Source organism: Streptomyces pseudoechinosporeus, from assembly GCF_054783935.1.
In genome coordinates this window covers 36,299-48,962 of the sequence record NZ_BAAGPS010000013.1, presented here as the reverse complement: position 1 = coordinate 48,962, position 12,664 = coordinate 36,299, and the positions used below count along the sequence as shown (strand labels likewise).

General features: G+C 70.9%; 10 protein-coding genes. 4 read left to right on the top strand and 6 right to left on the bottom strand.

What is annotated here, in order from left to right; translation table 11 throughout:
• The first annotated feature begins 125 nt into the window (after positions 1-125).
• From ACYVO6_RS20460 to ACYVO6_RS20445, 4 genes are all read left to right on the top strand, one after another.
• On the top strand, positions 126-419 hold the full coding sequence (locus tag ACYVO6_RS20460) for a DUF503 domain-containing protein (RefSeq protein WP_033326870.1): 294 nt from the start codon (positions 126-128) through the stop codon (positions 417-419).
• Between the two features lie 84 nt (positions 420-503).
• Positions 504-968, top strand: coding sequence for a 30S ribosome-binding factor RbfA (rbfA, locus tag ACYVO6_RS20455; RefSeq protein WP_461063079.1), 465 nt, complete (start codon positions 504-506; stop codon positions 966-968).
• Positions 965-1,870, top strand: coding sequence for a tRNA pseudouridine(55) synthase TruB (gene truB / locus ACYVO6_RS20450; protein ID WP_461063077.1), 906 nt, complete (start codon positions 965-967; stop codon positions 1,868-1,870). The genes rbfA and truB overlap by 4 nt, the downstream gene beginning before the upstream one ends.
• Positions 1,871-2,030: 160 nt before the next feature.
• Positions 2,031-2,984 (top strand): bifunctional riboflavin kinase/FAD synthetase, encoded by a 954-nt coding sequence (locus ACYVO6_RS20445; protein WP_352368006.1) that lies wholly within the window; start codon positions 2,031-2,033, stop codon positions 2,982-2,984.
• A 76-nt stretch (positions 2,985-3,060) separates the two neighbouring features.
• Here the strand turns inward: ACYVO6_RS20445 and ACYVO6_RS20440 are convergent, their stop codons facing one another.
• The 6 genes from ACYVO6_RS20440 to ACYVO6_RS20415 all read right to left on the bottom strand — a co-directional run bounded on the left by ACYVO6_RS20440 (position 3,061) and on the right by ACYVO6_RS20415 (position 12,463).
• Positions 3,061-4,098 (bottom strand): ABC transporter ATP-binding protein, encoded by a 1,038-nt coding sequence (locus ACYVO6_RS20440; protein ID WP_461063075.1) that lies wholly within the window; start codon positions 4,096-4,098, stop codon positions 3,061-3,063.
• Positions 4,095-5,090, bottom strand: coding sequence for an ABC transporter ATP-binding protein (locus tag ACYVO6_RS20435; protein WP_461063073.1), 996 nt, complete (start codon positions 5,088-5,090; stop codon positions 4,095-4,097). Before ACYVO6_RS20435 ends, ACYVO6_RS20440 begins: the two co-directional genes overlap by 4 nt.
• On the bottom strand, positions 5,087-6,007 hold the full coding sequence (locus ACYVO6_RS20430; protein ID WP_461063071.1) for an ABC transporter permease: 921 nt from the start codon (positions 6,005-6,007) through the stop codon (positions 5,087-5,089). The genes ACYVO6_RS20435 and ACYVO6_RS20430 overlap by 4 nt, the downstream gene beginning before the upstream one ends.
• A complete protein-coding gene (locus ACYVO6_RS20425; protein ID WP_461063069.1) occupies positions 6,004-7,071 on the bottom strand; it encodes an ABC transporter permease in 1,068 nt (355 codons plus the stop codon). Before ACYVO6_RS20425 ends, ACYVO6_RS20430 begins: the two co-directional genes overlap by 4 nt.
• Positions 7,072-7,108: 37 nt before the next feature.
• Positions 7,109-8,986, bottom strand: a complete 1,878-nt coding sequence (locus ACYVO6_RS20420; protein ID WP_461063067.1) for an ABC transporter substrate-binding protein — start codon at positions 8,984-8,986, stop codon at positions 7,109-7,111.
• Positions 8,987-9,328: 342 nt separating this feature from the next.
• Positions 9,329-12,463 (bottom strand): nucleotide-binding protein, encoded by a 3,135-nt coding sequence (locus ACYVO6_RS20415; protein ID WP_461063118.1) that lies wholly within the window; start codon positions 12,461-12,463, stop codon positions 9,329-9,331.
• Between the last annotated feature and the right edge of the window lie 201 nt (positions 12,464-12,664).

The following is a 12,664-nucleotide window of genomic DNA, read 5'->3' as shown; positions in this document are numbered from 1 at the left end:
GTAAGGGCGGCGGGGGCGAAAACCCCGTCGAGCCACCCCGGCCCCCCGTTGTACCGTTCTCGACGTCCCTGCCAAGAGCTTGGCGGGTCATCTACCCCGTACCGGCGGGACATCCGGATACACACATGTACGTGGGGACTCTGTCCTTCGATCTGCTCCTCGGCGACGTACGGTCGCTGAAGGAGAAGCGTTCCGTCGTCCGGCCGATCGTGGCGGAGCTCCAGCGCAAGTTCGCGGTGAGCGTGGCGGAAGTGGGCGATCAGGACCTCTACCGGCGGGCCGAGATCGGGCTGGCGGTGGTTTCGGGAGACACGGGGCATCTGACGGACGTACTGGACCGGTGCGAACGCATGGTCGCCGGCCGGCCGGAGGTGGAGCTGCTGTCCGTACGACGGCGGCTGCACGGTGACGACGACTGACCGTGCACGACGATGGACTGTGCACGCGGACACACGCGGCACGCGCGGATACGCGCAACAGGCAAGAAAGAGGGAGACGGACCAGTGGCCGACAACGCGCGGGCTAAGAGGCTGGCGGACCTCATCCGAGAGGTGGTGGCCCAGAAGCTGCAGCGCGGGATCAAGGACCCGCGGCTCGGTTCCCACGTCACCATCACGGACACCCGGGTCACCGGGGATCTGCGGGAGGCGACCGTCTTCTACACGGTGTACGGGGACGACGAGGAGAGGGCGGCGGCGGCAGCCGGCCTGGAGAGCGCCAAGGGCGTGCTCCGCTCGGCCGTCGGGGCTGCGGCGGGCGTGAAGTTCACCCCGACCCTGAGCTTCGTGGCGGACGCCCTGCCGGACACCGCCAAGACCATCGAGGACCTGCTCGACAAGGCACGGGCCTCGGACGCGAAGGTGCGCGAGGTCTCGGCCGGCGCCAGCTTCGCGGGTGACGCGGACCCGTACAAGAAGCCGGGCGAAGAGGACGAGACGGCAGAGACGGACGGCGACGCCCCGGCATGACCCAGAAGAACCGCACGCCCGACGGCCTGGTCATCGTCGACAAGCCGTCGGGCTTCACTTCGCACGACGTGGTCGCCAAGATGCGCGGGATCGCGAAGACCCGCCGCGTCGGACACGCGGGCACCCTCGACCCCATGGCGACGGGCGTCCTCGTCCTCGGCGTGGAAAAGGCGACCAAGCTCCTCGGCCATCTCGCGCTGACCGAGAAGGAGTACCTGGGCACGATCCGGCTCGGGCAGACGTCCGTCACCGATGACGCCGAAGGTGACATCACGGCCTCCGCGGACGCCTCGGGGATCACCCGGGACGCCATCGACGCCGGGATCGCCAAGCTCACCGGCGACATCATGCAGGTGCCGTCCAAGGTCAGCGCCATCAAGATCGACGGGGTGCGCTCGTACAAGCGGGCCCGCGAGGGCGAGGACTTCGAGATCCCGGCCCGGCCGGTCACGGTCTCCTCCTTCTCCGTGTACGACGTCCGGGACGCCGTCGCCGAGGACGGTACGCCCGTACTGGACCTGGTCGTCTCGGTGGTCTGCTCCTCGGGGACGTACATCCGTGCGCTGGCCCGCGACCTCGGTGCCGGCCTGGGTGTCGGCGGCCATCTGACGGCGCTGCGCCGCACCCGCGTCGGCCCCTACAAGATCGACTCCGCGCGCACGCTCGACCAGCTCCAGGAGGAGCTGACCGTGATGCCGCTGGCGGCCGCGGCCGCGGCCGCGTTCCCGCGCTGGGACGTGGACGCGAAGAGGGCGCGGCTGCTGACGAACGGGGTGCGGCTCGAGATGCCCGAGGTGTACGCGGGGGCCGGCGCCGTCGGGGTGTTCGATCCCGAGGGGCGGGTTCTCGCGCTGGTGGAGGAGCAGAAGGGCAAGGCGAAGAGCCTGGCCGTCTTCGGCTGACCGGTGCTGAATCGGCGGCGTGCGGCCCGTCACAGGGCCCATGCCGATGCGGGGCGAGGGGGTGCGGCATGGCACCCTGGGACCTGCGTATGAGAGACCTGCGTATGAGGCGATCGGTACGCAGCCAATACGGACACGGGTTCTACGAGGAGCGGTCACAGTGCAGCGCTGGCGTGGTTTGGAGGACATCCCCCAGGACTGGGGGCGCAGCGTCGTCACCATCGGCTCGTACGACGGCGTGCACCGGGGGCACCAGCTGATCATCCGGCATGCGGTGGAGCGGGCGCGTGAGCTGGGCGTTCCGTCCGTGGTCGTGACGTTCGACCCGCACCCGAGCGAGGTCGTGCGCCCCGGCAGCCACCCGCCGCTGCTCGCCCCGCACCACCGCCGCGCCGAGCTGATGGCGGACTTGGGTGTCGACGCCGTGCTCATCCTGCCCTTCACCACCGAGTTCTCGAAGCTCTCGCCCGCCGACTTCGTCGTCAAGGTCCTCGTCGACAAGCTGCACGCCAAGGCCGTCGTCGAGGGGCCGAACTTCCGCTTCGGCCACAAGGCCGCCGGGAACGTGGCGTTCCTGACCGAGCAGGGGAAGACGTACGACTTCGAGGTCGAGGTCGTCGACCTGTACGTGACCGGCGCGGCGGGCGGCGGCGAGCCCTTCTCCTCCACGCTGACCCGGCGGCTCGTCGCCGAGGGCGACGTCGAGGGCGCGCGCGAGATCCTCGGCCGCCCGCACCGCGTCGAGGGCGTCGTCGTACGCGGCGCCCAGCGCGGCCGTGAGCTGGGCTTCCCGACCGCCAACGTCGAGACACTCCCGCACACCGCGATCCCCGCCGACGGCGTCTACGCCGGCTGGCTGCACGCGCAGGGCGAGGCCATGCCCGCCGCGATCTCCGTCGGCACGAACCCGCAGTTCGAGGGCACGGAGCGGACCGTCGAGGCGTACGCCATCGATCGCGTCGGACTCGACCTGTACGGCCTGCATGTCGCGGTCGACTTCCTGGCCTTCGTCCGCGGGCAGGCCAAGTTCGACTCCATTGAGGGGCTGCTGGAGACGATGGCTCAGGACGTGAAGCGCTGCAGGGAGCTGGTGGAGGCGTACGAGGGGGAGTAGGCGGCTGTACGTGTCCGGGGGCGTCCGGTGCCGGTGAGGGCACCGGACGCCCCCGTCGACGTATCGACGCAACCGACTACTGCGGCACTTGCTCCACTGCCTCCGTCCGGACGGCCCGTGCCCAGTGGCAGGCCACCTGGGTCCGGCCGTCTCCGGCCAGTACCGGCAGGTCCTGTCCGCGGCAGGCGTCCGCGACTGAGGCGCGGTCGGCCTCGCCGCTCGCCAGGATCTGGCAGCGGGCGTGGAAGCGGCAGCCGGAGGGGATGCGGGAGGGGTCCGGGGGTTCGCCGGTGAGGACGACCGGATCGCCGGGTGCCTCCGGCAGGACGGACAACAGGGCTTGGGTGTACGGGTGTTGGGGTGCCGTCAGGACCTGCTCCACCGGTCCCGTCTCCACGATCCGGCCCAGGTACATCACCGCGACCCGGTCGGCGATGTTCCACGCGAGGCCCAGGTCGTGCGTCACCACGAGGGCGGACAGGCCGAGTTCGGTGCGCAGGCGCAGCAGGAGGGCCAGGATCTCGCCGCGTACGGAGGCGTCGAGGGAGGCCACCGGCTCGTCGGCGACGATGAGTTCGGGCTCCAGGACGAGCGCGCCCGCGATGACGACGCGCTGCCGCTGGCCGCCGGAGAGTTCGTGCGGGTAGCGGAGGAAGAAGCGCTCGGGAGGACGCAGCCCGGCCCGGGAGAGGGCCTCGGCGACCGCCGCCCGCTCGTCACCCGCGTACCCGTGGATACGCAGGCCCTCCGCCACCGCGTCGTACACCGTGTGCCGCGGATTGAGCGAGCCGCTCGGATCCTGAAGCACCAACTGGACGCGCTTGCGGTATGCCTTGAGGGTCCGTGAGGAGTACTCGAGGGGCCTGCCCGCGAACGTGACCCGGCCCGCGGTCGGCGCAACGAGCCCGAGCAGCGAGCGCGCCAGCGTCGTCTTCCCACACCCCGACTCCCCGACCAGCGCGACGATTTCACCGGGTCGGATGTCGAGATCGACCCCGTCGACAGCACGGGCCCGGGCTGCGCCGTGACGACCGGGGAAGGTGACGTGCAGGCCTTCGGCGCTGAGGAGGGGCGACGCGGAGGGCACGGAGGGTGGGGGAGTGGTGGTCTTCATGGCTTGCGGCTCCTCACTTCGCGGAGGTTTCCGGCGAGCCTTGCGTCCCCCACGTGCACGCAAGCCGCCCGCCATCCCCGCTCCGCATCCCTCAGCGGCTGGTCCTCCGTCGTGCACGCGTCCAGGGCCTCCGGGCAGCGTGGATGGAACGTGCAGCCGGAGGGCAGGGCGGCCGGATCCGGGGGGTCGCCCGGCAAGCCGCGGGGGGCGAAACGTGAGGCGGGGTCGCCGATGCGGGGGAACGCTGCCGACAGAGCCCGGGCGTACGGGTGGTGGGCGTTCTCGTAGACCGACTGCGCCGGGCCCTCCTCGACCACCCGGCCCGCGTACATCACCGCGAGCCGGTCGCAGGTGTCGGACAGGACCGCGAGGTCATGGCTGATCATGATGAGGCCCAGGTCCTGTTCGGCGACGAGCTGTTCGATGAGGCGGAGGATCTGCGCCTGGATCATCACGTCGAGGGCAGTGGTCGGCTCGTCGGCGATGATCAGGCGGGGGTCGCAGGCCAGGGCCATGGCGATCATGACGCGTTGGCGCTGGCCCCCCGACAGCTCGTGCGGGTACGCGGACGCGCGTGCCGCCGGAAGGCCCACATGCTCCAGGAGTTCGCCGGCCTTCTTGCGGGCCCCCGCGGGCGTCGCCTTCCTGTGCAGCAGGATGGGCTCGGCGATCTGGTCGCCGACGCGGTGCACGGCGTTGAGCGAGTGCATCGCGCCCTGGAACACGATCGAGGCACCGGCCCACCGGACCGCCCGTACCCGCCCCCACTTCATGCCCAGCACGTCCTCGCCGTCCAGGAGAATCTCCCCGGACACCCGCGTCCCGGACGGCAGCAGCCGCAGCAGCGCGAGCGCCAGCGTCGACTTGCCGCAGCCCGACTCACCCGCGAGGCCGAGCTTCTGGCCCGCGTCCACGGTGAGGTTCACCCCGCGCACGGCGGCGGCCCCACCCGCGTACGTCACTTCGAGGTCGCGTACCTCCAGCAGCCTCAACGGGCCACCCCCAGCCTGGGGTTGAGAACGGACTCGACCGCGCGCCCACACAGCGTGAACGCGAGGGCGACGACGGCGATCGCGATACCCGGCGGGACGAGGTACCACCACTTCCCGGAACTGACCGCGCCCGCCTCCCGCGCGTCCTGGAGCAGCCCGCCCCAGGAGACCACCGTCGGATCGCCGAGCCCGAGGAACGCCAGCGTCGCCTCGGCGAGGATCGCGGAGGAGATGATCAGCGTGGTCTGGGCCAGCACCAGCGGCATGACGTTCGGCAGGACGTGGCGGGACATGATGTGCCAGTGGCCGCCGCCGAGCGCCTTGGCCCGTTCGATGTACGGCCGCGACTCCACGGCCAGGGTCTGGGCGCGCACCAGCCGGGCCGTGGTCGGCCAGGTCGTGACGCCGATCGCCAGGATGATCGTGCTGAGCGAGCGGGACATCACAGTGGCGAGGGCGATCGCGAGCACCAGCGTCGGCATGACCAGGAACCAGTCCGTGATCCGCATCAACACGGTCGCGTACCAGCCCCGGAAGTGCCCGGCGGTGATCCCGATCAGCGCCCCGATCGCCACCGAAAGCACCGCCGCGAGCAGCCCCACGAGCAGCGAGACCCGCGAGCCCCAGACCACCAGACCGAGCAGACTGCGCCCGAACTGGTCCGTGCCCAGCGGGAATTCGGTGCTCGGGCTCTCCAGCGGCCCGCCGGGCGCATCCGTCACGCTCTGCACATCGGAGCCGATGGTCAGCGGCGCGGTCAGTGCGATCAGCGCGAAGAGCACCAGGGCGGCCAGCCCGAAGAGGCCGGCACGGTGCGTGCGGTACTGCTTCCAGAAGCGGGCCGCCGAGTGACGGCGGCGCTGCCGGGCGAGGGCGCGCGGACTCTTGGTGGCAGGGGTAGTTGCTTCGGTCGTCATCGGCCCACCCGGGGGTCGAGCAGCGGATAGATCAGATCGGCCAGCGTGTTCATCACGATCACCGCCGCCGCGAAGATGAAGAACAGCCCCTGCACCAGCGGAAGATCGGGCACGCTCAGCGCCTGGTAGAAGAGCCCGCCGAGGCCCGGCCAGGAGAAGACGGTCTCGACGAGGATCACACCCGCTACGGTCCGCCCGAGATTGACGAAGATCAGCGTCACGGTCGGCAGCATCGCGTTCGGCACGGCATGGCGACGGCGTACGAGATCGTCCCGAAGTCCCTTGGCCCGCGCGGTCGTCAGATAGTCGCTGCCCATCTCGTCCAGCAGCGCGGACCGCGTGACGAGCAGGGTCTGCCCGTACTCCACCGCGACCAGCGTGATCACCGGCAGGATCAGGTGATGGGCGACGTCGAGGACGTACGCGAAACCCTCCTCGCCGCCCGACTCCATACCGCCGGTCGGGAAGAGACCCGGAATCGGGCCCATGCCCACCGAGAAGACGATGATGAGCAGCAGCCCCAGCCAGAACGACGGAATCGAGTAAAGGGTCAGCGCCAGACCGGTGTTGAGCCGGTCGCCGAGCCCGCCGTGGCGCCAGGCGGCCCGTGTGCCGAGGAAGACGCCGAGCGCCGTGTAGAGGACGAACGCCGTGCCCGTGAGCAGCAGGGTGTTCGGCAGCGCCTCGGTGATCTTGTCGATGACGGGTGCGTTGAACTGGTACGAGGTGCCGAGATCGCCGGTGAGCGCCTTGCCGCAGTACTCCGTGAACTGCTGCCACAGCGGCAGATCAAGGCCGAACTCCCGCCGGTAGGTGTCCAGTTGCTCGGCCGACACCTGGCGCCCGCCCGTCATGTACTTCACCGGGTCGCCGGGGATCAGCCGGAAGAGGAAGAAACTGGTGACGAGTACGGCGAGCAGCGAGACGGCCGCGCCGCCCACCTTGCCCGCCACATACCGCAGATACGCGGCGGTCGTGCGCGCCCGTGGTCCGCGGACCGACGGCCCGGCCTCGGCGGGGCCGTCGGTCTTCTCGACCAGCGAGGGTGTCGCTTCGGCGGTCATACGGTCATGGACTCTCACTCGGCTCACTGGGTGGGGGCTATTCGCGGTCTTCGGCAGTGGCACGACGGCGCATCGCGAAGAACGCCCCGACGCCCGCCAGGACCACGGCACCCGCGACGATGCCGATGATGACGCCCGCGGAGCTCGACTCCTCGGAGGCAGCCTCGCCGTCGGCGGCCGGAGTCGCCGACCACCAGCTCCAGTAGCCGTCCTGGCCGTAGATGTTCCCCGCGTCCTGAGGCATCGTCATGATCGACTCGATCTGGTCGGTGCGATAGGCCTCGACCGCGTTCGGGTACGCCATGACGTTCATGTACCCGGTGTCGTACAGCCGCGACTCCATCTGCTTGACGAGGTCCGCCCGTTTGGCGGGGTTGTACTCGGCGAGCTGCTTCTCGTACAGCTCGTCGTACTGCTTGTCACAGATGAAGTTGTCCGTCGCACCGGTGTCCTTGGGGGTCGCCGGGAGCGCGGCGCAGGTGTGGATGGACAGGACGAAGTCCGGGTCGGGGTTGACGGACCAGCCGTCGAAGGCGAGGTCGTACTCGCCGGCGAGCCATGGATCGGTCACGTTGTCCAGGCAGTCGAGGGTGACGCCGATGCCGAGCTCGCCCCACCACTCCTGGAGGTACTTGCCGACGGCCTTGTCCTGGGGGTCCGTCGCGTGACACAGGATGCGGTAGTTGATCGGCTTGCCGTCCTTGCCCACGCGCTTGCCGTCGCCGTTCTTCTTGTAGCCCGCCTGGTCGAGGAGCTGGTTCGCCTTGTCCGGGGCGTACGACAGCTTCTGACTGGCCGTCGGCTTCCAGCGGTACGTCGAGAAGCGCGGCGGGATATAGCCCTCGCCCTCGACCGCGTGCCCCTGGAAGACCTTGTCGATGATGGTCTTGCGGTCCACGGCCATGAACAGCGCCTGACGGACCTGTTGATCGAGCAGCGACTCATGGCCGTCGCCGAACTTCTCGCCGTTCTTGGCCCGCGCGCCCGGGTTGGTCGCGAGCGCGTAGAAACGGCGGCCGGGCGCATCGTTGACCTTGATGTTCTCCTCGCCCTTGAGGGACGCGGCCTGCGCCGGTGTCAGGGCAGGGGCACCCGCGACGAAGGAGACCTCGCCCTTGCGCAGGGCGGCGACAGCGGCGTCCTGGTCCTTGTAGTAACGGAAGACCAGCTCGTCGAACTTCGGAGCCCCACGCCAGAAGGACGTGTTGGCCTTCAGCCGTACGAAGCTGTCGGCGGCGTAGTCGGTGACGACGAACGGCCCGTTGCCGACGATGGGGTACGTCTTGTCGTTGTTGAACTTCGAGAAGTCGCCGACGTTCTCCCACACATGCTTCGGCACGATCGGCACGTCCAGCGCGGCCATCGTGGCCTGCGGCTTCTTCAGTTCGATGACGAGCTTGGTGGGACTCGGGGCGGTGACCTTGCGGAAGTTCGCGACGAAGCTGCCGTTCGCGGTGGCCGCGCCCTCGTCGGTCATCATCTTGTTGAACGTCCACGCCGCGTCCTCGGCCGTGGCCTGCTTGCCGTCCGACCACTTGGAGTTGTCCCGGATCGTGTACGTCCAGGTGAGCTTGTCGGCGGACGGCTCCCACTTGGTGGCCAGGCCCGGGATCGCGCGGTTGTCCTTCGGGTCGTAGTTGGTCAGGTACTCGTACATGAGCCGGAACATGCTCGTACTGACCAGCCGCGTCGCCAGGAACGGGCTCAGCGAGTCGACGCTCTGCGCCACGGCGACGGTGAGGACGTCCTTGCCGTCCTCCGCTGCACGGGCCTGGTGGGGTGCCGGGTTGAGGGGAGTGGTGAGGGCGGCTGTGAGGGTGAGGGCGGCGGTGGCTGCGGCCAGGAGGAGGCGGAGGGGGCGGAGAGGGGTGCGCTTGGTTCTGTCGTACTGGCCGTACTGGTCGTATGCGTCCATGGCTGCTGACCTCGCGTCATCACCGGGAGTTTGGTGTGCGTGTCTATCAGTGGCGATCGGTGTGCGTCAACGGCTGATACACCCCATGTGGCCTGCGGAAATAACGAGTTGACGCGGATTTGATGACCATTGGTTCAGACCGGTGAAGGGGGCCTGGTAGCGGCCTGGCGGTGGAGGATGGGGTGGGGATCGGGGCTGGTGTGAGGGTGTTTCGGGGGTCGTGCGTGGGGGCGGTGTCCGGACGTACGCGGGCGGATACGGGCGTACGCGAAGAGCCCGCGCCGTTGGGGAACGGGGCGGGCTCTTCGGGTGGAACCGGGGGGTGGGATTCGGCCGGTTGGGTTACTGCGGGGGTGGGGGTGGTGGGGTTTGGCCCTGGCCTTGGTTCTGTCCCTGGCCCTGGTGCTGGCCTTGGTCTCCCTGGGGTGGCTGGTTCGGGTGGAACGGCTGACCCGGCTGGAACTGCTGGCCCGGGGCGGGGGGCTGGAACGGGGCGCCCGGTTGGGGGTGCGCGGGATGGCCGGGCTGAGGTTGTGCGGGTGCCGGGCCGCCGGGGTGCGGCTGAGGCGGTTGTCCTGGCTGGGGCTGCGGCTGGGGTTGTGCGGCCTGGCCGGGCTGCGGGAATCCGTAACCGCCGGGCTGGGGCGGTGTCGGTCCGCCCGGGTGGGGCTGCCAACCCTGGGGTGCGCCGGGGTGGCCCGGTTGCGCGGGTGGCTGGGGGTAGCCGCCGGGCTGGGCGCCAGGCTGGGGCTGGGCGCCGGGGTGAGGGCCGGACTGGTGGCCGGGCTGGGGTTGGGCACCCGGATGGTGGCCGGGCTGGGGCTGCGCGCCGGGCTGTTGCGGGTACGGCTGGCCGCCCGGCTGACCCGGATGCTGGGGGTACGCCTGGCCCGGCTGGCCCTGCCCCGGGACCTGGCCGGGAACGGGCTGGCCCGGCAGGGGCGGCGCGGCGACCGGCGGCGGGTTGCCGTCCGACGTCCACAGGCCCTGCGACTGCTGGTGCCGCGCGATGTCCTCGGCGACCAACGCCGAGAGGTTGAAGTACGCCTCGCGCACCTTCGGCCGCATCATGTCGAGGTCGACCTCGGCACCGGCCGCCAGATGCTCGTCGAACGGCACGACGATCACGCCACGGCACCGTGTCTCGAAGTGGCTGACGATGTCGTCCACCTTGATCATCTTGCCGGTCTCACGCACTCCGGAGATGACGGTGATGGACCGCGACACCAGGTCGGCGTACCCGTGGGCGGACAGCCAGTCCAGCGTCGTACTGGCGCTGCTCGCACCGTCCACGGAGGGCGTCGAGATGATGATGAGCTGGTCGGCGAGGTCGAGTACGCCGCGCATGGCGCTGTAGAGAAGACCCGTACCGGAGTCGGTCAGGATGATCGGGTACTGCTGGCCGAGCACGTCGATCGCGCGCCGGTAGTCCTCGTCGTTGAACGTCGTGGAGACCGCCGGGTCGACGTCGTTGGCGATGATCTCGAGCCCCGAGGACGCCTGCGAGGTGAACCGGCGGATGTCCATGTACGAGTTGAGGTACGGGATCGCCTGGACGAGGTCACGGATGGTGGCCCCGGTCTCGCGGCGAACGCGGCGGCCGAGCGTACCGGCGTCCGGGTTGGCGTCGATCGCGAGGATCTTGTCCTGCCGTTCGCTGGCGAGCGTGGAGCCCAGCGCGGTGGTCGTGGTCGTCTTGCCGACGCCACCCTTGAGGCTGATGACGGCGATGCGGTAGCAGGACAGCACCGGCGTCCGGATGAGCTCGAGCTTCCGCTGCCGCTCGGCCTCCTCCTTCTTGCCCCCGAGCTTGAAGCGTGAGGACGCGGCCGCCGTGCGCCCGCTCTTCGCCTTCTGCTTCTTGTTGTTGAGCAGCCGGTCCGACGACAGCTCCACGGCCGCCGTGTACCCGAGCGGTGCCCCCGGATTCGTGGGCTGCCGCTGATCGTGTCGCACGGCCTGCGGCCAGGCGGCACCGGCGCGGGGGTCGACGGGTGGCTGCCCGCCCGGCTGACCTGGCTGGCCAGGCTGGGGCATGGGCGGCTGCTGGCCGCCCTGCGGGTGCGGTGCGCCGGGGTGGTGCTGGTCCGTGCCTGCCTGGGGGTTCGGCTGGTGCGGGACGTGCGGTTGGCCGCCCTGCGGTGGGTACGGCTGGCCGGGGTGGGGCTGAGCTTGGGGCGCCTGCGGCTGTGCGGCGGCGGGCGGTTGAGCAGCGGCCTGCCCCGGCGCCGGAGCCGGGAGCTGGCCGGCACCCTGCGCCTGGGGGAACCCGTAACCCCCCTGCTGAGCGGGCGAGTTGGGCGCAGCCGGGTTGGTGGGGGTGGGTGTGCCGGGCTGCGGGAATCCGTAACCGGCGGGCTGCCCGGGCCTGTTGGGCGCGCCCGGAGCGGTGTTCCCCGGCTGGGGGAATCCGTACCCGGCCTGCGGGCTGGACGCCTGTGGCGGCTGCGCCTGCGGTGGCGCGGCGGCGGGCGGCTGAGCTGCGGGCTGCCCCGATGCCGGAGCCGGGGGCTGACCGGCACCCTGCGCCTGCTGTCCAGGAGCGGGCGGCTGCGGGAATCCGTAACCGCCTTGCTGAGCAGGCGAGTTGGGGGCAGCGGGAGTGGCGGCAGCACCTGCGGGCGTGCCGGGCTGCGGGAACCCGCCGACGGGCTGGCCAGGCTTGTTGGGTGTCTCCGGCGCAGGGCTCCCCGGCTGGGGGAATCCATAACCGGCCTGCTGACCGGGTGCTTGGGGCGCGGCGGAGGGGGCGGCGCCTCCGGGCGTGCCGGGCTGCGGGAACCCGTAACCAGCCGCCTGCCCAGGCGTGTTGGGCGCACCCTGTGCCGGAATGTTCGGCGCCTGAGGAGCGGGGTTGTTGCCCGGCCGCGGGAACCCGTAGCCGCCCTGGGGCTGGGGCTGGGCAGGGCTGTCCTGCGGAGCCGTCGTCGTGACGCCCGACTGCGGGAATCCGTAACCACCTTGGGCGGCCGGAGGCGCGGTCGGGCTCCCGGCTTGCGGGGAGCCGGGGCTGCCCTGCGGACTCGGTGCCGTACCAGGCGGAGTACCGAACTGCGGGAAGCCCTGACCCCCCGCCTGCCCAGGAACCGAACCAGCCCCGGAACCACCAGCGGCAGGCGCCGAAGGCGCGGAGTCGGCGGCCGGAGCGGGTGCCGACGCCGCATCCGCACGCTGGCCCGGCACGGCAGGCGTACCCGGACCAGCAGGCCAAGCCGGAGGCGCAGGCTGCGGTGCCTGCGGCTGGAACGGCTGCTGCCCCTGCGGCGGCACCGACGGCTGCGCCGGACCCCCTGTCTGTCCGCCGTCGCCCTGGCTGTCGCTCTCCGCGGATGCGGGCCACTGTGCCGCCGTAGCAGGCGCGGCAGGCTGATACGCGGGCGGCAACGGCGGAAGCCCGCCCTGCGGCAACGGCGGCGGAGCCCACGCCGGAGGCGCGTCCTGCACGGCATCGCCGGCCCCCGAACCAAGCCCCGGCACTACGTCCTGAGGCTCGGCGTCCTGGGGCCCCGCATCCTGAGGTTCCGCGTCCGCAGGCTCACCCCGGCCCGGCTGAGCGTCCTCCGGCTCGGCATCGTCACCCGGCCGGGCATCCTCAGGCTCGGCGTCCTGAGGCTCCAAGTCCCCCGTAGGAACAGCGTCGTTGACCTCGTCGTCCGAGTCCTCGGCATCCTCACCGGA